Here is an 18,937-nt window from a genome sequence, read left to right as displayed (position 1 = left end):
CCTCCTGCCGACCACCACCCGTGCTCGCCCGTGCCCGCCAGGGCCCCACGAGCCGTCGCGCCCGCGCGACCGGTCGGCGGTCCCGACGTACGGAAACCGAGACCCCACCATGCTCCCCCTGACCGAGAAGCAGCTGCGCACCTCGTTCGTGAACGCCTCACGACGCGAGGCGAACGACGCCACCCTGCCCGACCTGTCCGCCCTCGACTGGGACCGCCTCGACTACCTCGGGTGGCGCGACCGCCGGGCGCCGCTGTCCGCGTACGTCGTCCTCGAGCTCGACGCCGGGCCGACCGGTGTGCTGCTGCGTGCGGCCGACGCACCGCTCGTCCGTCGACGGACCGTCTGCGCGTGGTGCGAGGACCTGGTCGTCACGGACGACGTGACGATGTACGTCGCCCGCCGAGGCGGCGCGTCCGGCAAGCGCGGCAACACGATCGGCACGCTGATCTGCACCGACTTCACGTGCTCGCGCAACGTGCGGCGCCCGCCCACCCGCACCGAGGCAGGCTCCGACGCCGAGGAGCTCCGCGAGCAGATCGTCGCGCGGCGGATCGCGGGCCTGCGCGAGCGGTCGGCACGGTTCGTCGAGGAGATCCGCCGCACCCGCTGAGGCGCACGGACCCGCCGGGCGCTGCGCGGCGTCAGCGCGTCGCGCTGCCGCCGACGGCGGCGTCCGGCGGGCCGTCGACCCGGTCGCGCGCGGCCGCGAGCGCGGCACGCCGGCGCCCGGCGAGCGCGGCCACGACCAGCCCGGCGCCCGCCACCGCGCCACCCACGACGGCCGCGGTGGCGAACCCGGCACCGGCACCGGCACGGTCGATGACCATGCCGCACACCGGCGCACCGAGGGCGTTGCCGAAGGTCTGCATGGTGCCGGCCCACCCCATGACCTCACCGCGCCGGCGCTCCGGGACCAGCCGGACGAGCGTCGCGTTGATCGATGAGAGCGCCGGCGCGCACGGCAGCCCGGCGACGAACATCGCCACGGCGAGCACCACGGGGCCGGTGGCGAACACGGCCGGAACCGTGGCCACGGCCAGCACGGCGACGAGCGCCAGCGGCGACGGCTGCCGGGAGCGTGTGCCGTGGACCAGGCCACCCAGGAGGGACCCACCGGCCCACAGCGCGAGCATCCAGCCGACGTCCTGGGCCCGTCCGGCGTCGTTCAGCTCCGCCACGAGCGAGACGTCGGTCCCGATGAGGACGAACGACGCCGCGACGGCAGCGAGCAGCACGACGAGCAGCTGCGGGGTCACGACCCGGCCGGCGGGTTCCTCGAGGGGCTGACCCGCGCGTGGTGCCGACCGGGTGGGCGGGTTCGCCCACAGCAGCAGCGCACCGGCGCCGACCGTCGCGACACCGACGACCGTGAGGCCGACGAGGCTCGACCCCTGGGTCACCAGCAGCACCCCGAGGACGGGCGCCAGCATGAAGGTCAGCTCGGTGCACACCGAGTCCAGCGCGAAGGCGGCCTGCTGCTGCGCAGGCGGCACGAGGACCGAGAGCGACTGCCGCACCACCGAGAACACCGGCACGAGGAACAGGCCCCCGAGGAACGCCACCGCGATCAGTGCGCCGTACCCGAGGTGGGGCGCGACGAGCCACACGGCGGACTCGACCACGATCGACGGCAGCACCGCGCGGCGCAGGCCGAGACGGTCCACCAGGCGCCCCCGCCACGGCGCGCCCACGGCCAGCCCGACCGTGAGCGATGCGGTGACGATCCCCGCACGCCCGTAGCCCTCGTCGAGAGCGCCGACCACGTGCAGGGTCAGGACCACGCCCGTCATCGCGTGAGGGAGCCGTGCGACGACGGCGATGAGGAAGAGCCGCAGCACCCCTGGCAGGCGCAGCACGTCGGAGTAGGCGGAACGCACGGTCCACCATGCTCACTCCTCGTCAGGGGGCTCCCGAGCACGGTGCCCGGGATGCCGGGAAGGTCCGCTCCCCCGGTCGTGCGTGGCGCACCAGCGCCGCCGCGGGGCCTCGCGGGCGGTCGCCGGACGGCCGTGGCTCCCGCCCTATCCTGGGGCGATGACCGGACCGCACGGATCGCTCCCTGACCCCGGGCACGCCCGTCCGGCCCCCGCAGCCTCGTCCCCGACGGCGCCCCTGCCCCCGGGCTGGACCGGGACCACGCCCCCCGCCGCACCCGCCGCCGACCCTGCCCCCGAGGTCGCACCGCGTCGCCGCTCCGGACGCGCGGTCCCGGTGCTCGCCGTGCTGCTCGTCGCCGTCCTCGTGGCGTCCGGCCTCCTCGGGTGGCGGCTGTGGACCACGACCCAGGCGTGGCAGGAGTCGGCAGCGGGGTGGGAAGAGCTCGCCCGCACGCACGGCGAGGAGCTCGCGCAGACCACGGCCGAGCTGGAGGCGACCACCGGAGAGCTCGAGGCCACCCGCGGCCAGCTCGCCGCCGCCACCGCACGCATCACCGAGCTGGCCGACGAGAAGGCGCAGCTCGGTGACACCACGGCCGCCCAGCAGCAGCTGGCGGACTACCAGCAGCGCGTGTCGCAGGCGGCGGGCCGTGTCGCGACCGCGCTGGCCACCTGCATCGACGGCCAGGAGAAGCTCATCGGGTACCTGGAGGACGCTGCCTCGTACGACGCCGCGGACATCGCCCGCTTCCGGGGCGACGTCGAACGGGTCTGCGGCGCTGCGACCGACGCCAACACCCAGCTGCAGACCGAGCTCTCCCGGTGACGCGTCACTCGCGGCCCGCGCGCTGCGTCCTCGTCGCCGGTGGCACGGCCGTGCTGACCGCGCTCACCGGGTGCGCCGCCCTGCCTGACCCCCCGCCGCCGGTCCCCACGAGCGTCGTGCCCACGGTTGCTCCCGCCCCCGCTGCCGCCGCGGACGGCACCCAGCTGTCGCCGGACGGCTTCGACGCCGCCCAGCGCATGGCGGTGCGCATCCGCAACATCGGCTGCGGCGCGCTGTCGACAGGATCGGGCTTCGCGCTCGACGAGCACACGCTCGTCACCAACCGGCACGTCGTGGCGGACTCCGCCGAGCTGCAGCTGAGCACGTACGACGGCCGCGACGTCGCCGCCGAGGCCGCGAGCACCGCCGGGCTGGCCGACCTGGCGGTGGTCCGCACGGTCGACGCCCTGCCGGCCGCCCCGGTGCTCGCGGAGGCGGACCCCCAGGTGGGTGACGCCGTGACGGTGGTCGGCTACCCGCTGGGGCGGCAGCTGACCGTGACGGACGGCAGGGTCGTCGGTGCGGTCACCGACCCGCTCAACGAGAACCTCGGTGAGGTCCTCGTGACGGACGCACCCGTCGAGCCGGGCAGCTCCGGATCGGCTGCGCTCGACGCGCAGGGACAGGTGATCGGCGTGGTGTACGCGAAGAACGCCGACGGGATGAGCTTCCTGGTCCCCGTGAGCACGCTGCGCGCCATGCTGGGGGACGACGCGGCGTTCGCGCCCGCACCCACGTGCGGGTGACGCGAGAGCGCCCGAGCGACAGGGAGACCACCGCATGACCGAGCGAAACTTCGACACGAGCGGCCTGACCCGGGCCGCGTCCGACACGTTCACGGTCCGCCGGGTGTTCGGCGAGCCGTACGAGCGGGACGGGCTCCTCGTGGTGCCCGTCGCGCGGGTCGCCGGAGTGACCGGCTCCGGCGCGGGCAACGACGAGCGCAGCTCGAGCGACGGCGGCGGTGGCGGGTTCGCGGCGCACGTGCGGCCGCTGGGCGTCTTCGAGCTCGGCGACGACGGCGCCCGCTGGCACCCGGCCGTCGACGTGAACCGTGCGATCCTCGGCGGGCAGATCGCCGCCACGATCGTCGCAAGCGTCTGGGCCCTGGCCTGGGCCGTCCGCCGGCGCTGACGCTCAGGCGGGACGGACCCGCAGCTCGAGGGAGTCGACGCGCGCCGCGACGACCGGGTCGTGCGCCAGCGCGTCGTTGACCTGCGCGAGGACCCGGTCGAGACCTGCGCGATCCAGCCCTGCGGGCAGCGCGAGCCGGACCGCCACCTCGGCACGCGTCCCCGGGACAGCCTCGGCCTCGACGACGAGGCGCACGTCAGCGAGCGCCGTGCGCACCGCGGCGCGCACGTCGTCGGCGACGCGTCCGTCGGACACCGCAGGCTGCCAGTCGAGCCCTTGCGCGAGCGCGTACACGGCCGTGCGTGGCAGCGCGACCGTCACCGGGCCGGCCGGGTCCAGCACGACGACCTCCCAGCCCTCGGCGACCGCCGACAGGGCGGCCCGTGGCACCGCCGTGGGCACCGGGCGCGCCTCGGGTCGCCACCGCGTCATGGTGTCGACCCCCGAGAAGACGGGCAGCGCGGTGCGTCCGTCAGGCGTGCGCAGGGCGACGATGCCGGCCGACGCCTCCTTGTCCACGGTGTGCGCGTGGCCGTCGTGCTCCACGACGCCCGCGGCGTCGAGCTCGGCCAGGACGGGGACCAGGACGCGCGTCGGGGCGAGTGCCACGACGACGTCGGCGAGCGGGACCTCACCTGCGCCGTAGCGCGCCAGGACCGCCGTGAGGCCGGGGTCGGGCGATCCGTCGTCACCCGCGAAGGGCGACGACGGCGGCAGCTCGCGGCCCTTCACGGGCGGCCGGCGACGTCCAGGGCCTGCGGCAGCGTGAACGCACGCGCGTACAGCGCCTTGCCGACGATCGCGCCCTCCACGCCCACCGGCACGAGGGTCCGCAGCGCACGCACGTCCTCCAGGCTCGACACGCCCCCCGACGCCACGACCGGCGCCGACGTCCGGGCGCAGACCTCCCGCAGCAGGTCGAGGTTGGGTCCGCGCAGCGTGCCGTCCTTGGTGACGTCGGTCACGACGTACCGCGAGCAACCGGCCTCGTCGAGGCGCGCGAGGACCTCCCACAGGTCGCCGCCCTCCTGCGTCCAGCCGCGCGCCGCGAGCGTCGTGCCGCGCACGTCCAGCCCGACGGCGATCTGCTCGCCGTGCGAGGCGATGACCCGCGCGGTCCACTCGGGGTCCTCGAGGGCTGCGGTTCCCAGGTTGACGCGGGTGGCCCCCGTGGCGAGGGCACGCTCGAGCGACTCGTCGTCACGGATGCCGCCGGACAGCTCGACCTTGACGCCCTTGGCCGCGAGGTCGGCGGCGACCTTGCCGAGCAGGACTGCGTTGCTGCCCCGCCCGAACGCCGCGTCGAGGTCGACCAGGTGGATCCACTCCGCACCGCCCGCGTACCAGTCGAGGGCGGCGGCCAACGGGTCGCCGTACGAGGTCTCCGACCCTGCCTCGCCCTGCACGAGCCGCACGGCCTGGCCGTTGGCGACGTCGACGGCGGGGAGCAGCTCGAGCCGGGGCTCACGCGTGGATGTCATGGGTCCTCTCCGGGTGGTGCGCGCACCGGTCCCCGGGCGGGACCGGCGCCTGGCGGTGCTCAGCGCAGCGAGCCGACCCAGTGGGACAGCAGCTGCGCGCCGGCGTCGCCGGACTTCTCAGGGTGGAACTGGGTGGCGGCCAGCGGGCCGTTCTCGACCGCGGCGACGAACCGACCGCCGTGCTCGGACCACGTCACGAGCGGCTGGGGCAGCGGGTGCTCCCCCGCCGACGGCTCGTCAGCCAGCGGGAACGTCCGCGCCGCGTAGGAGTGCACGAAGTAGAAGCGCTCGTCGGCGAGGCCCTCGAAGAGCACGGACCCGGCCGGCGGCTGCACCGGGGACCAGCCCATGTGCGGGACGACGTCCGCCTCCAGGCGGTCGACGACGCCAGGCCACTCCCCGAGGCCGTCCGCCCGCACGCCGTGCTCGACGCCCTCGCTGAACATGACCTGCATGCCGACGCAGATCCCCAGGACCGGGCGCCCGCCCGCGAGACGACGGTCGACGATCTGCTCACCACCGACGGCCCGCAGACCGGCCATGCAGGCGGCGAACGCGCCGACACCGGGCACGACGAGGCCGTCGGCGTCGAGCGCCGCCTTCTTGTCGGCGGTCAGCACGACGTCGGCACCGACCCGGGCGAGCGCGCGCACCGCGGAGCGCACGTTGCCGAAGCCGTAGTCGAGAACGACGACACGGGGAGACACGCGGACAGGGTACCCGCGGGGCCGAGTACCTCCGGGCGACCGTCCGGACCCCGGGACGTGCGGTGCTCCGGGTGCGGGCGCCCTGCTCAGCGGCGGTGCGAGGCCAGCAGCCGCATCGCCTTCCAGCGGGAGAGGCCGACGGACGAGACCACGCCCTCGACCTCGGACGCCGGGACGTCGCCGAGCAGCAGGTCCTCGAGAACAGGCGGCGCGCCGGAGAGCACCAGCCCCGCGGGGAGGTCCTTCTCGTGCGCTCCGGCGACCCACTGCGACGCGGAGACCTTGCCGTCGCGCCGCTCGAGCAGCACGACGGGTACCTGGCGCAGGAGACGCGAGACCGCGGCCGCCGCCGTGGCGCCGGACGCCGGGTCGCGCAGCACCGCGAGCGCACCGACCGGCGAGGGGACCGCGTCCACGTCGACGGACGCGAGCGAGCACGCCGCCGCGAGCGCGCCGGCGACGGCGACCTGCGTGACGACGACCGCGACCGTCGGAGGCTGCTCCGCGGTGAGCCCCGACAGGTCGTCCGGGACCTGGAGGTCGCCCAGGTCGTCCTCGCTCACAGCGCGCCCTTGGTCGAGGGGACGCCGTCGACGCGCGGGTCGAGCGCGACCGCGGTGCGCAGGGCGCGCGCGAGCGCCTTGAACTGCGCCTCGACGATGTGGTGCGGGTCGCGCCCGGCGAGGACCCGCATGTGCACCGTGAACGCCGCGTGGTGCGCGATCGACTCGAGCACGTGGGCCGTCAGCGAGCCCGTGAAGTGCCCGCCGATGAGGTGGTACTGCTGCCCCTCCGGCTCACCGGAGTGCACGAAGTACGGGCGCCCGGACACGTCGACGACGGCGTGCGCGAGCGCCTCGTCGAGGGGCACGGTCGCGTCGCCGTAGCGCACGATGCCGCGCTTGTCGCCCAGCGCCTGGCGCAGCGCCTGCCCGAGCACGATCGCGGTGTCCTCGACCGTGTGGTGCGCGTCGATGTGGGTGTCGCCCTTGGCCTGCACCGTCAGGTCGATGAGCGAGTGCTTGCCGAGCGCCGTCAGCATGTGGTCGTAGAACGGCACGCTCGTGTCGATCTGCGTGCGTCCCGTGCCGTCGAGGTCGAGCTCGACCAGGACGCTGGACTCGCTCGTGCTGCGCTCGATGCGCGCCGTACGGCGGCGTGCCTCACTCATCGTCCCGTCACCTCCACCAGGGCGTCCTTGAACGCCGACGTCTCCGCCGGGGTGCCGACCGACACCCGCAGCCATCCCTCGGGACCCGTGACGCGCACGAGGACCCCGCGGTCGAGCAGACCCTGCCAGACCGCGTCGCGGTCGTCGAACGTGCCGAAGAGCACGAAGTTCGCGTCGGAGTCCGCAGCCTCGAAACCGCGGGCGCGCAGCCACGTCACGAGCGCGTCGCGCTCGGCGCGCAGCGACCCGACCTGGGCCATCAGCTCCGGGGCGTGCGCCAGTGCGGCGCGTGCGACGGCCTGCGTGACCGCCGAGAGGTGGTACGGCAGCCGGACGATCCGCAGCGCGTCCACGAGCTCGCGGGACGCGGACAGGTAGCCCACCCGCGCGCCGGCCAGGCCGAACGCCTTGGACATGGTGCGGCTCACCGCGAGGTTCGGGTGCGCCTCGAGCAGCTCGAGCGCCGACGGCGTCCCCGCGCGACGGAACTCGCCGTACGCCTCGTCGACCACGACGACGCAGCCGCCGGGCACGCGGGACGCGCCGTCGAGCACGGCGCGGACCGTGTCGCGCGGCAGCGCCGTGCCGGTCGGGTTGTTGGGGCTCGCGAGCAGCACGACGCTCGGCGCGTGCTCCGCGATCGTCGCCAGAGCGTGCTCCGGATCGAGCGTGAAGTCCTCGGCACGCCGCCCGACGACCCACGCGGTCGACGTGTCGCGCGCGTACTCGGGGTACATCGAGTACGTCGGCGCGAAGGACAGGGCGGTGCGCCCCGGGCCGCCGAACGCCTGCAGGACGTGCAGCATGATCTCGTTCGAGCCGTTCGCCGCCCACATCTGCTCGGGCTCGCGGTGCACACCCGACTCGACCTCGAGGTACGCGGCCAGGTCGGCGCGCAGCGCGGCGAAGTCCCGGTCCGGGTAGCGGTTGAGCCCACGCGTCGCCTCGGCCACGGCGGCGGCCACGTCGGCCACGACCTGCTCGGACGGCGGGTAGGGGTTCTCGTTGACGTTGAGCAGCACCGGGACGTCGAGCTGCGGGGCACCGTACGGCTCGAGGCCGACGAGCTCGGGGCGCAGCGGCAGCGTGCCGGGCGACAGGTCGGGGGCGGCGGTCACGTCCCCGAGTCTAGGTTCCGTGCCGCACCGGTCGGCGGTGCAGCCCACCCAGCGGTCCGTGTCGGCGCGCGGACGTACGCTGCCGGACATGCCCCCGCACACCGCCCCCGCGCCCGTCGTCGACCGCGTCGCGCTGCGTGCCCAGGCGGAGGAGGTGCTGCGGGCGCTCGTCGGCCGCGACGGCGCCCGCCTGCACGAGGACCAGTGGCAGGCCGTCGAGGCGCTCGTCGCGGACCGCCGCCGCGTGCTCGTCGTGCAGCGCACCGGCTGGGGCAAGTCGGCCGTGTACTTCGTCGCGACCGCGCTCCTGCGCCGCGGCGCCGCCGGGCCGCCGCGCGGGGCGACGATCATCGTCTCGCCGCTGCTCGCACTCATGCGCAACCAGGTCGACGCCGCCCGCCGAGCCGGCATCGCGGCCGAGACGCTGAACTCGGCCAACCAGCAGGACTGGGACGACGTGCACGCGCGCATCGCCGCGGGCGAGGTGGACGTGCTGCTCGTCTCCCCGGAGCGGCTCAACAACCCGGGGTTCCGCGACGAGGTGCTGCCGCGGCTCGCGTCGGACGCCGGGCTCGTCGTCGTGGACGAGGCGCACTGCGTCTCCGACTGGGGCCACGACTTCCGGCCCGACTACCGGCGCATCGGGACGCTGCTGGCGGACCTGCCGGCCGGCGTGCCGGTCCTCGCGACGACCGCGACGGCCAACGAGCGCGTCACGGCGGACGTCGCCGAGCAGCTCGCAGTGACGGACGTCGGACGGACGGGCGTCGGCGGGACGGACGTCGGCGGGACAACACCGGACGGCACGCTCGTCCTGCGCGGCACGCTCGACCGCCCGAGCCTGCGCCTGCAGGTCACGACGCTGCCGGACGTCGCGACCCGCCTGGCATGGCTGGCCGCGACGCTGCCCACGCTCGAGGGCTCCGGCATCGTCTACTGCCTGACGATCGCCGCTGTCGAGCAGGTCACCGAGCACCTGCGCGCCGCCGGGCTCGACGTGCGGGCGTACACGGGACAGACCGACCCGACCGAGCGCGAGGCGATCGAGGCGGACCTGCTCGCGAACCGGGTCAAGGCGCTGGTCGCGACCTCGGCGCTGGGCATGGGCTACGACAAGCCCGACCTGGGCTTCGTCGTCCACATGGGGGCGCCGTCCTCGCCGATCGCGTACTACCAGCAGGTCGGTCGTGCCGGACGCGCGACCGCACGCGCCGACGTGGTCCTGCTGCCCGGCCACGACGACCAGGCGATCTGGGAGTGGTTCGCCTCGACCGCGTTCCCGCCCGAGGACCAGGTCCGCGCGACCCTCGCGGCGCTCGACGCCCACGGCACGCTGTCGACGGCTGCCCTGGAGACGTACGTCAGCCTGCGGCGCAGCCGCCTCGAGGGGATGCTCAAGGTGCTCGACGTGGACGGCGCGGTGCGGCGCGTCCGGGGCGGGTGGCAGTCGACGGGGCGCCCGTGGGCCTACGACGGTGAGCGGTACGCGCGCGTCACGGCGGCGCGACGGGCGGAGCAGCGCACGATGCTGGACTACCAGGCGACCGACGGCTGCCGGATGGCGTTCCTGCGGGCCGCCCTGGACGACCCCGAGCTGCCCGAGGGCTGGCGGTGCGGCCGCTGCGACCGGTGCACGGGCACGGCCGTCGGCGCGGTCCCCGACGCGTCGGCCGTCGATCACGCGCGTGAGCTGCTCGCGGTGCCGGGCGAGCCGGTGACGGCGCGACGGCAGTGGCCGTCGGGACTCGGCGCGCTGGGGCTCGACCTCAAGGGCCGCATCGCGGCCGACGAGCAGGTCGGCGAGGGCCGGGCGGTGGGGCGCCTCGACGCGCTCGGCTGGGGCGGCCCGCTGCGCGAGGCCCTGCGCGAGCAGGTGCCGGCCGAGCTGCCGGCGAACCTGCGACCGGCGGTCCGCACCGTCCTGGAGGCGTGGGCGCCGCAGGTCGACGCCGTGGTCGCGATCGCCTCCGACAGCCGCGGGTCGCTCGTCGAGCACCTCGCGGCGGGCACCGCACGCCTGCTGGGCGTCCCGCTGCTCGGGGCGTTCGCGTCCACGGGGTCCCCCTCACGGCACGACGTGAACTCCGCGCAGCGGCTCGCCGACGTCCTGCGTCACCTAGACCTGCCGTCCGACGTGGCGCAGGAGGTCGCCGGCAGGCGCGTGCTGCTCGTCGACGACCGCACGGACACCGGCTGGACCCTGACCGTCGCCGGGCGGCTCCTGCGCCGCTCCGGTGCGACGCAGGTGCTGCCCTTCGTCCTGGGCGTGGGCTGAGCCGACCCGGCGCGGCGTCCCGCTCAGAAGCGGGCGCGCACGGCCTCCCCGTGGCCCGGCAGCCCCTCGGCGTCGGCGAGTGCCACGATCCGGTCGGCGACCGCCGCGAGCGCGTCGGCGTCGTACTCGATGACCTGCACCGCGCGCAGGAACGAGTGGACCCCCAGACCGCTCGCGAAGTGCGAGCACCCGCCGGTGGGCAGGACATGGTTGGAGCCCGCCATGTAGTCCCCCAGGGACACCGGCGACCAGGGCCCGACGAAGATCGCACCGGCGCTGGTGACGCGGTCGGCCCACGCCGCGGCGTCGGAGGTCTGGATCTCCAGGTGCTCGGCGCCGTACGCGTTGACGACGTCGAGGCCTGCCTCGAGGTCGTCGACGAGCACGATCGCGGACTGCGAGCCGTGCAGCGCGATCGCGACCCGCTCGCGGTTGGCGGTCGCCTCGACGCGGCCCACGAGTGCGGCCTCCACCGCCCCGGCGAGCTCGACGGACGGCGTGACGAGCACTGCTGCCGCCAGCGGGTCGTGCTCGGCCTGCGAGATGAGGTCCGCGGCGACGTGCGCGGGGTCCGCCGTGCCGTCCGCGAGGATCGCGATCTCGGTCGGCCCGGCCTCGGAGTCGATGCCCACCAGACCCCGCACGAGCCGCTTGGCCGCGGTCACGTAGACGTTGCCGGGCCCGGTGATGACGTCGACCGGTTCGCAGAGCGTGTCGTCGTCCACGTCGTCGCTGCCGTCGGCGCCGTAGGCGAGCATCGCGACCGCCTGGGCCCCGCCGACCGCGTACACCTCGTCGACGCCGAGCAGCGCGCACGTCCCGAGCACGACGGGGTCGGGCAGGCCGTCGCGGTCCTTCTGCGGCGGCGAGACCACCGCGAGCGAGGTCACCCCCGCCTCCTGCGCGGCGACGACGTTCATCACCACGGACGAGGGGTACACGGCGAGCCCGCCGGGCACGTACAGCCCCACACGCCGCACGGGGAGCCAGCGCTGGCGCACCTGGGCGCCGGGCGCGACGTCGACCGCGAAGTCCTGCGGTCGCTGGGCAGCGTGCACCCGCCGCACGCGGGCGATCGTCTCCTCGAGCGCGGAGCGCACCTGCGGGTCCAGGGCCGCGGCGGCACCGGCGAGGACGTCGGCCGGCACACGCAGGTGGACGGGCCGCACGCCGTCGAGGCGTTCGGCCAGGTCACGCAAGGCGGCTGCGCCCCGGGTGCGGACGTCCTCGAGGATCGGCGTGACGACGGCAGCGGCGTGCTCGACGTCGAGCTCGGCCCGGGGCAGCTCGGCCAGCAGCTCACGACGTGACGGACGGCGACCACGCAGGTCGATGCGGGAGATCACGAGACCGAGTCTAGGACGGGGCGCCCAGCACCCGCGTGATCATTCCGCGCCCTGGTCACCGAGCTGCCGGGCGCGCGGGACTGTCACACTGGACCCGTGACGCATGACGACGAGCCCATCCGCCTCGGCCAGTTCCTCAAGCTCGGCGGCATCGCGGAGACCGGTGGTCACGCCCGCGCGCTGCTCGACGACGGCGCCGTCACCGTGAACGGCGAGCCCGAGTCCCGCCGCGGCCGGCAGCTGCGGCCCGGCGACGTCGTGGAGGTCGACCTCCCGAGCGGCGTGCAGCGCGCGACCGTCAAGGGCTGACGCGCCGCTCAGGACGCCAGGCAGCTCGGGCCGAGCAGCGCCTTGAGGTCACCGAACAGCGAGGGTGACCGCTCGACGCGCAGACCGTCCTCGAGCCGCATGACCACCGCGCGGCCGGGGCTCGTCAGGCGCAGGTGGACCTCCGTGACCCCGGGGTGGGTCGAGAGCACCTCGCGCAACCGGTCCACCACGGGCGGCGTGCAGCGTCCCTCGGTGAGCGACACGACGACCGGCGAGTCCGCGGCCTGCGAGGTGTCGGGGATGGACACCTCCATGGCCTGCAGCTGCATGGTGTCGTCGCGACGACGCACCCTGCCGCGCACGACGAGCACGGCGTCCTCGGCCAGCACCGTCGAGTACGCCAGGTAGGTCTCGCCGAAGAACATGATCTCGACGGAGCCCTCCATGTCCTCCAGCGTCACCGCGGCCCAGGGGTTGCCCTGCTTGGACATCTTGCGCTGCAGGCTCGTGACGAGGCCTGCGACCACGACCGTCGACCCGTCCGGCCGCTCGGTGTCCGCGTTGAGCGTCGCGATCGAGACGTCGGCCTGCGCGGACAGCACGTGCTCGAGCCCCGACAGCGGGTGGTCCGAGACGTACAGACCGAGCATCTCGCGCTCGAACGCCAGACGCTGCTTCTTGTCCCAGTCCGGCAGGTCGGGGATCGTCACCGCGATGCCTGAGCCGGTCTCGTCCTCCCCCGCCAGGTCGGCGAACAGGTCGAACTGGCCGGTCGCCTCCTTGCGCTTGACGTCGATGACCGCGTCGACCGCCTGCTCGTGCACCAGCAGCAGCGCGCGGCGCGGGTGGCCCAACGAGTCGAACGCGCCGGCCTTGATGAGCGACTCGATGGTGCGCTTGTTGCAGACGACGGCCGGCACCTTGTCGAGGAAGTCCGTGAACGACGTGAACGCGCCCTTCTCCTCGCGGGCCGCCACGATCGCGTCCACCACGTTCGCACCGACGTTGCGCACGGCCGTGAGCCCGAAGCGGATGTCGGTACCGACCGCTGTGAAGTTCGCGGACGACGAGTTCACGTCCGGCGGCAGCACCGTGATGCCCATGTGCCGGCACTCGCCGAGGTACAACGCCGACTTGTCCTTGTCGTCGCGCACGCTCGTGAGCAGCGCGGCCATGTACTCGGTCGGGTAGTTCGCCTTGAGGTACGCCGTCCAGTAGGACACGACGCCGTACGCCGCGGAGTGCGCCTTGTTGAACGCGTACCCCGCGAACGGCACGAGGACGTCCCACACCGCCTGGATCGCGGCATCCGAATACCCGCGCTCGCGCATGCCCGCCTGGAAGGGCACGAACTCCTTGTCGAGCACCTCCTGCTTCTTCTTGCCCATCGCGCGACGCAGCAGGTCGGCCTGTCCGAGCGAGTACCCGGCGAGCACCTGCGCCGCCTTCTGCACCTGCTCCTGGTAGACGATCAACCCGTGCGTGACGCCCACGACGTCCTGGAGCGGCTCGACCAGCTCGGGGTGGATCGGCTCGATCTCCTGCAGGCCGTTCTTCCGCAACGCGTAGTTGACGTGCGAGTTCATGCCCATCGGCCCCGGGCGGTACAGCGCGATGACGGCGGAGATGTCCTCGAAGTTGTCGGGGCGCATCTGGCGCAGGAGCGAGCGCATCGGCCCGCCGTCGAGCTGGAACACACCGAGCGTGTCGCCCCGGCCCAGCAGCTCGTACGTCGCCGGGTCGTCGAGCGGGACCTCCTCGATGAGGATCGCCGGCTTGCCGTTCATCACGATGTTCTCGAGGGCGTCGTCGAGGATCGTGAGGTTGCGCAGTCCCAGGAAGTCCATCTTGATCAGCCCGAGCGCCTCGGACGCGGGCTGGTCGAACTGCGTGATGATCGCGCCGTCCTGCGGGCGCTTCATGATCGGGATGATGTCGAGCAGCGGCTCGCTCGACATGATGACGCCGGCTGCGTGGACGCCCCACTGGCGCTTGAGGTTCTCCAGGCCGCGCGCGGTCTCGAGCACGCGCTGCGCCTCGGGGTCCGCTGCGACGACCTGCCGGAACTCGTCGGCCTCCGCGTACCGCGGGTGCTCCGGGTCGTACATGCCGGACAGCGGGATGTCCTTGCCCATGACGGGCGGCGGCATCGCCTTGGTGAGCTTCTCCCCCATGGCGAACGGGAAGCCCAGCACGCGGGACGCGTCCTTGAGCGCCTGCTTGGCCTTGATGGTGCCGTAGGTGACGATCTGGCAGACGCGGTCGTCGCCGTACTTGTCGCTCACGTAGCGGATGACCTCGCCGCGCCGGCGCTCGTCGAAGTCGACGTCGACGTCGGGCCAGGACACGCGCTCCGGGTTGAGGAACCGTTCGAAGATCAGACCGTGCTCGAGCGGGTCGAGCTCGGTGATGCCGACCGCGTAGGACGCCATCGAGCCGGCGGCCGAGCCACGACCGGGACCCACCCGGATGCCCTGCTTCTTGGCCCAGTTGATGAAGTCGGCGACCACGAGGAAGTAGCCCGAGAAACCGAGCTGGGTGATGACGCCCGTCTCGTAGTCCGCCTGCTTGCGCACCGCGTCGGGGATCGAGCCGTGGTAGCGCCGCAGGAGGCCGTTCTCGACCTCCTTGATGAACCACGAGTCCTCGTTCTCCCCAGCCGGGACGGGGAAGCGGGGCATGTAGTTGGCGCCGGTGTTGAACTTGACCTCGCACTGCTCGGCGATCAGCACCGTGTTGTCGCACGCCTCGGGCAGCTCGGCCCACGTGCGACGCATCTCGGCCGCCGACTGCACGTAGTACCCGGTCCCCCCGAACGCGAACCGCGAGCCGCCCTGGTCGCTCGTGGGCTCGTCGAGCGTCGAGCCGGACTGCACCGCGAGCAGGACCTCGTGCGCGTGCGCGTCCTCCTGACGCGTGTAGTGCAGGTCGTTCGTCGCGACGAGCGGAGCCCCGATGCTCTCGGCGACGCGCAGCAGATCCTTGATCACACGCCGCTCGATGTCGAGCCCGTGGTCCATGACCTCGACGTAGAAGTAGTCCTTGCCGAAGATGTCCTGCAGCTCGCCTGCGGCGCGCACGGCCTCGTCGTAGTGCCCCAGACGCAGCCGCGTCTGGATCTCGCCCGAGGGGCACCCGCTCGTCGCGATCATGCCCTCGGAGTACCGGGACAGCAGCTCGCGGTCCATCCGGGGCCACTTGCCCATCTGCCCCTCGATCGAGGCCAGCGACCCCATCCGGAAGAGGTTGTGCATGCCCTCGGTGGTCCGGCTCAGCAGCGTCAGGTGCGTGTAGGCACCGCGCGCCGAGACGTCGTCGGCAGCCTGGTGCGCCTCACCCCAGCGCACGCGGTTCTGGTCGAACCGGCTGGTCCCCGGTGTGACGTACGCCTCGACGCCGATGATCGGCTTGATGCCGCGGTCGGTCGCCTTCTGCCAGAACTCGAACGCACCGAACAGGTACCCGTGGTCGGTGATCGCCATCGCCGTCTGCCCCAGGCGTGCGGCTTCGTCGAGCATCTCGCCGATGCGCGCCGCGCCGTCGAGCATCGAGTACTCGCTGTGCACGTGGAGGTGGACGAAGGACGGGTCCGGGGATCCTCCAGCAGCCATGCGGGCGATCCTACGTCGCCCCGCCGACGCTCAGGAGTACTCGCCCCGGAGCGTCTCGAGGCCCGCGACGAGGTCGGCCGGGTACTCGCTCGTCGCCTCGAACCACTGCCCCGTCCCGGGGTGCTCGAAGCCGAGGCGCACCGCGTGCAGCCACTGCCGCGTCACGCCGAGCCGTGCCGCGAGCACCGGGTCCGCCCCGTACGTGAGGTCCCCCACGAGGCTGTGCCGCAGCGCCGCGAAGTGCACCCGGATCTGGTGCGTGCGGCCCGTCTCGAGGTGCACCTCGACCAGCGAGGCACCCGGCAGCATCTCCAGGACCTCGTAGTGCGTGATGGACGGCTTGCCGTCCGCGACGACGGCGAACTTCCAGTCCGACGAGGGGTGGCGTCCGATCGGCGCGTCGATCGTGCCCGTCGTCGGCGACGGGTGGCCCTGCGCGAGCGCGTGGTAGACCTTCTCGACCGTGCGCTCCTTGAACGCGCGCTTGAGCACCGTGTACGCGTGCTCGCTCTTCGCGACGACCATGAGACCCGACGTCCCCGCGTCCAGCCGGTGCACGATGCCCTGCCGCTCGGCCGCACCGGACGTCGAGATCCGGTAACCGGTCGCCGCGAGCGCGCCGACCACCGTCGGGCCGGTCCACCCCGGTGACGGGTGTGCCGCGACGCCGACGGGCTTGTCGATGACCACCACGTCCTCGTCGTCGTGGACGATGCGCATGCCGGGCACCGGCTCGGGGACCACCACTGGGGCGGCCGGCTCGGGCGTCGACAGGTCGACCTCGAGGTAGGCGCCGGCGACGAGCCGGTCCGACTTGCCCACCGGCCGGCCGTCGACGCGCACGCAGCCCTCGGCCGCCAGCTCGGCCGCACGCGTGCGCGAGAGACCGAGGAGACGCGCCAGAGCGGCGTCCACGCGCTCCCCCGCCAGACCGTCGGGCACCGGCAAGGCGCGCACCCCGCTCACCGGGCACCATCCGTGGCGTCGTCCGGCTCCGCAGGGTCCTCGTCGTGGTGCCGGTCGTCCCGCGTGCCGTCGACGTGGATGCCGCGAGCGGTGAGCCACACCACCAGCACGGCCGCGACGACGATGGCGATGTCGGCCACGTTGCCGATGAACAGCCGCCAGTACGCGAGGAAGTCGATGACGTGGCCGTGCAGCGGGCCCGGTTCGCGCACCATGCGGTCGACGAGGTTGCCGAGGGCCCCACCGAGCAGGAGCCCGAGCGCGACGGCCCACCCGCGCGACCCGAGGCGGCGCGACACCCGCACGATGACGACGACGACCGCCGTCGCGACCAGGCTGAGCACCCACGTCATGCCGCTGGCGATGCTCAGCGCCGCACCGTCGTTGCGGATCAGCTGGAGGCCGAAGAGCTCACCCACCAACGGGCGGCGCACGCCCGGCTCCAGGGCGGCCACGGCCCACACCTTCGTGAGCTGGTCCACCAGCAGCACCACGGCGGTGACCACGGTGAAGAGGCGCAGCAGCGCACGACGACGCCGGGGGTCGACCCCGGGTGGGGGGTCGACCCCCGGCGCATCGCCGTCCGCGGCCGACCCGTCGGCCCGCTCGTACTCGTCGGGCAGGGTCGTGTCGTCGTCCGTCGTGGGCACTGCAGGAGTCTACGGGCGCCTCAGCGTCGCTCCTCCCGCTGCTTGCAGGCCACGCACAGCATCGCGCGCGGGAACGCCTGCAGGCGTGCCTTGCCGATGGCCTGCCCGCAGGACTCGCAGGCACCGAACGTGCCCGCCGCCAGGCGGTCGAGCGCGTGCACGGTCTGGTCCAGCAGGTCGCGCGTGTTGTTGACGAGCGTGAGCTCGTGCTCACGTTCCAGCGCGGACGAGCCGGAGTCCGCCTGGTCGTCCCCGGCACCATCGCCGGAGTTGCGCAGCAGGTCGGACAGCTCGGCATCGGCCGCGATCAGCTCAGCAGCGAGCCTTTCACGGTCAGCCGCGAGGTCACCGGCAACCTCGTCGATCTCGCCGCGGGTCCACGGTTCCTCGCCGTCACGTACCGGCAGAAGCCCTATCAGTGTGTCCCGCTGCTCGTCGGACCCCATCGTCAGTGTGCTCACAGCATTGTTCAGTCTCACGACGTTCCCCCCGTCTCGAGTGCCGCGACTTTATGCGCGTCTGGGCCCGGGCACAACAGCACGAGTCGGGCGCCGCCGGAGCGCGACACGCCGCGACGACCAGCACGGCCGCCCGCAGGGGCATCGAGGGGGGTGACCCGGGCCCCCGGACCGGCTGAGCCGTCGGGGTGCACCCTGCGCCGAGGCACGACGACGCCGCCGGGGACGGGCACGCGTCCCCGGCGGCGTCAGGTCGATCAGATGCTCTGGCTCTCCGGCATCTGCTGGCCCTGGCCCGAGCGGGGCGGCAGCGCGTTGCCGCGGTTCTCCAGGTCGCCGAGCAGGTTCTCGAGGTAGCTCTTGAGCCGCGTGCGGTAGTCCCGCTCGAAGACGCGCAGCTCGTCGATCTTGCGCTCCAGCAGCGAGCGCTCCTGCTCGAGCTGCCCGAGCGTGCGCTGCGACGTCTCCTCGGCCTCACGGACGATGCGATTGGCGCGGGTCTTCGCCTCGTTGATGAGGCGGTCCGACTCCTCCTGGCCGCTGCGCACGTAGTCGTCGTGGAGCTTCTGCGCGAGCGCCAGCATGCCGGTGGCCGACTCGGGCTCGTTGCCACGCACCGGCGCGGACACCGACTGGACGGGCGGCTGCGCCATCGCGGGCACGGGGGTCGGCGCCGCCTGCACCGGTGCCGGGGGCGGGGTGGGCTCGGGCACGGGCTCCGGCTTCGGCGCAGGTGCTGCCTGCTGCGCGCCCGCCCGGCTGAGCTCGGCGATCCGGCGCTCGGCAGCGGCCAGCTTCGTCTTGAGGTCCTCGTTCTCGCCCTGGACGTCCCGCAGGGTGTTGACGACCTCGTCCAGGAAGTCGTCGACCTCGTCCTGGTCGTACCCTTCCCGGAACTTCGTCGCCTGGAACTTCTTGTTCAGGACGTCGTCTGCGGTGAGCAGTGCCATCGTCGTCACCTCTGTCGGTCGTACTGGCTCTGGCGGGCGGCAGTCAGTCCACCGACCGCCTCGGGCCACGGTAGCGGAGAATCCGGGCGACGCA

Annotated in this window: 19 protein-coding genes; 6 read left to right on the top strand and 13 right to left on the bottom strand. The window is 73.6% G+C overall.

Annotated elements, in window-relative coordinates; genetic code table 11:
• Positions 1-109 precede the first annotated feature (109 nt).
• On the top strand, positions 110-613 hold the full coding sequence (locus tag NP048_RS08050; protein WP_227577675.1) for an FBP domain-containing protein: 504 nt from the start codon (positions 110-112) through the stop codon (positions 611-613).
• A 31-nt stretch (positions 614-644) separates the two neighbouring features.
• On the opposite strand, the gene NP048_RS08045 is transcribed toward NP048_RS08050, so the two are convergent.
• Positions 645-1,880, bottom strand: a complete 1,236-nt coding sequence (locus NP048_RS08045) for an MFS transporter (protein ID WP_227577674.1) — start codon at positions 1,878-1,880, stop codon at positions 645-647.
• Positions 1,881-2,037: 157 nt separating this feature from the next.
• Between NP048_RS08045 and NP048_RS08040 the strand changes: the two genes are divergently transcribed.
• Genes NP048_RS08040 through NP048_RS08030 form a run of 3 tightly spaced genes read left to right on the top strand, consistent with a single transcriptional unit; the run spans position 2,038 to position 3,840 of the window.
• On the top strand, positions 2,038-2,706 hold the full coding sequence (locus NP048_RS08040) for a hypothetical protein (protein WP_227577673.1): 669 nt from the start codon (positions 2,038-2,040) through the stop codon (positions 2,704-2,706).
• Positions 2,703-3,452, top strand: a complete 750-nt coding sequence (locus tag NP048_RS08035) for a S1C family serine protease (RefSeq protein ID WP_227577672.1) — start codon at positions 2,703-2,705, stop codon at positions 3,450-3,452. Before NP048_RS08040 ends, NP048_RS08035 begins: the two co-directional genes overlap by 4 nt.
• A gap of 34 nt (positions 3,453-3,486) precedes the next feature.
• Entirely contained in the window at positions 3,487-3,840 is a 354-nt protein-coding gene (locus NP048_RS08030; RefSeq protein WP_227577671.1) for a hypothetical protein, read from the top strand.
• Positions 3,841-3,843: 3 nt separating this feature from the next.
• On the opposite strand, the gene NP048_RS08025 is transcribed toward NP048_RS08030, so the two are convergent.
• The 6 genes from NP048_RS08025 to NP048_RS08000 all read right to left on the bottom strand — a co-directional run bounded on the left by NP048_RS08025 (position 3,844) and on the right by NP048_RS08000 (position 8,317).
• Positions 3,844-4,572, bottom strand: coding sequence for an SseB family protein (locus NP048_RS08025; protein WP_227577670.1), 729 nt, complete (start codon positions 4,570-4,572; stop codon positions 3,844-3,846).
• The gene (priA, locus tag NP048_RS08020) at positions 4,569-5,321 is read right to left on the bottom strand and encodes a bifunctional 1-(5-phosphoribosyl)-5-((5-phosphoribosylamino)methylideneamino)imidazole-4-carboxamide isomerase/phosphoribosylanthranilate isomerase PriA (RefSeq protein WP_227577669.1); all 753 of its coding nucleotides are present in this window, start codon (positions 5,319-5,321) and stop codon (positions 4,569-4,571) included. Before priA ends, NP048_RS08025 begins: the two co-directional genes overlap by 4 nt.
• Positions 5,322-5,380: 59 nt before the next feature.
• The gene (gene hisH, locus NP048_RS08015; RefSeq protein ID WP_227577668.1) at positions 5,381-6,028 is read right to left on the bottom strand and encodes an imidazole glycerol phosphate synthase subunit HisH; all 648 of its coding nucleotides are present in this window, start codon (positions 6,026-6,028) and stop codon (positions 5,381-5,383) included.
• A gap of 86 nt (positions 6,029-6,114) precedes the next feature.
• Entirely contained in the window at positions 6,115-6,591 is a 477-nt protein-coding gene (locus tag NP048_RS08010) for a hypothetical protein (protein ID WP_227577667.1), read from the bottom strand.
• Entirely contained in the window at positions 6,588-7,199 is a 612-nt protein-coding gene (hisB, locus tag NP048_RS08005; RefSeq protein ID WP_227577666.1) for an imidazoleglycerol-phosphate dehydratase HisB, read from the bottom strand. Before hisB ends, NP048_RS08010 begins: the two co-directional genes overlap by 4 nt.
• Entirely contained in the window at positions 7,196-8,317 is a 1,122-nt protein-coding gene (locus NP048_RS08000) for a histidinol-phosphate transaminase (RefSeq protein ID WP_227577665.1), read from the bottom strand. Before NP048_RS08000 ends, hisB begins: the two co-directional genes overlap by 4 nt.
• 88 nt (positions 8,318-8,405) lie before the next feature.
• Between NP048_RS08000 and NP048_RS07995 the strand changes: the two genes are divergently transcribed.
• Positions 8,406-10,592 (top strand): RecQ family ATP-dependent DNA helicase, encoded by a 2,187-nt coding sequence (locus tag NP048_RS07995; RefSeq protein WP_227577664.1) that lies wholly within the window; start codon positions 8,406-8,408, stop codon positions 10,590-10,592.
• Positions 10,593-10,615: 23 nt separating this feature from the next.
• On the opposite strand, the gene hisD is transcribed toward NP048_RS07995, so the two are convergent.
• The gene (gene hisD, locus NP048_RS07990) at positions 10,616-11,938 is read right to left on the bottom strand and encodes a histidinol dehydrogenase (RefSeq protein ID WP_227577663.1); all 1,323 of its coding nucleotides are present in this window, start codon (positions 11,936-11,938) and stop codon (positions 10,616-10,618) included.
• Positions 11,939-12,034: 96 nt separating this feature from the next.
• On the opposite strand from hisD, the gene NP048_RS07985 reads away from it, so the two are divergent.
• Positions 12,035-12,247, top strand: a complete 213-nt coding sequence (locus NP048_RS07985; RefSeq protein ID WP_227577662.1) for an RNA-binding S4 domain-containing protein — start codon at positions 12,035-12,037, stop codon at positions 12,245-12,247.
• Between the two features lie 8 nt (positions 12,248-12,255).
• On the opposite strand, the gene dnaE is transcribed toward NP048_RS07985, so the two are convergent.
• The 5 genes from dnaE to NP048_RS07960 form a co-directional block, all read right to left on the bottom strand.
• Positions 12,256-15,819: a DNA polymerase III subunit alpha gene (dnaE, locus tag NP048_RS07980; protein ID WP_227577661.1), complete on the bottom strand. Its 3,564-nt coding sequence runs from the start codon at positions 15,817-15,819 to the stop codon at positions 12,256-12,258.
• Between the two features lie 30 nt (positions 15,820-15,849).
• A complete protein-coding gene (locus NP048_RS07975; protein ID WP_227577660.1) occupies positions 15,850-16,785 on the bottom strand; it encodes an RluA family pseudouridine synthase in 936 nt (311 codons plus the stop codon).
• Positions 16,782-17,435, bottom strand: coding sequence for a signal peptidase II (gene lspA / locus NP048_RS07970; protein ID WP_227577659.1), 654 nt, complete (start codon positions 17,433-17,435; stop codon positions 16,782-16,784). Before lspA ends, NP048_RS07975 begins: the two co-directional genes overlap by 4 nt.
• Positions 17,436-17,455: 20 nt before the next feature.
• On the bottom strand, positions 17,456-17,881 hold the full coding sequence (locus NP048_RS07965; protein ID WP_227577729.1) for a TraR/DksA family transcriptional regulator: 426 nt from the start codon (positions 17,879-17,881) through the stop codon (positions 17,456-17,458).
• A gap of 269 nt (positions 17,882-18,150) precedes the next feature.
• Complete coding sequence (locus NP048_RS07960; protein ID WP_227577658.1) at positions 18,151-18,843, bottom strand: DivIVA domain-containing protein; 693 nt, start codon at positions 18,841-18,843, stop codon at positions 18,151-18,153.
• Between the last annotated feature and the right edge of the window lie 94 nt (positions 18,844-18,937).

Source organism: Cellulomonas xiejunii (genome assembly GCF_024508315.1).
In the GTDB taxonomy this organism is placed as follows: domain Bacteria; phylum Actinomycetota; class Actinomycetes; order Actinomycetales; family Cellulomonadaceae; genus Cellulomonas; species Cellulomonas xiejunii.
This window is presented reverse-complemented; position numbering and strand designations above follow the sequence as displayed.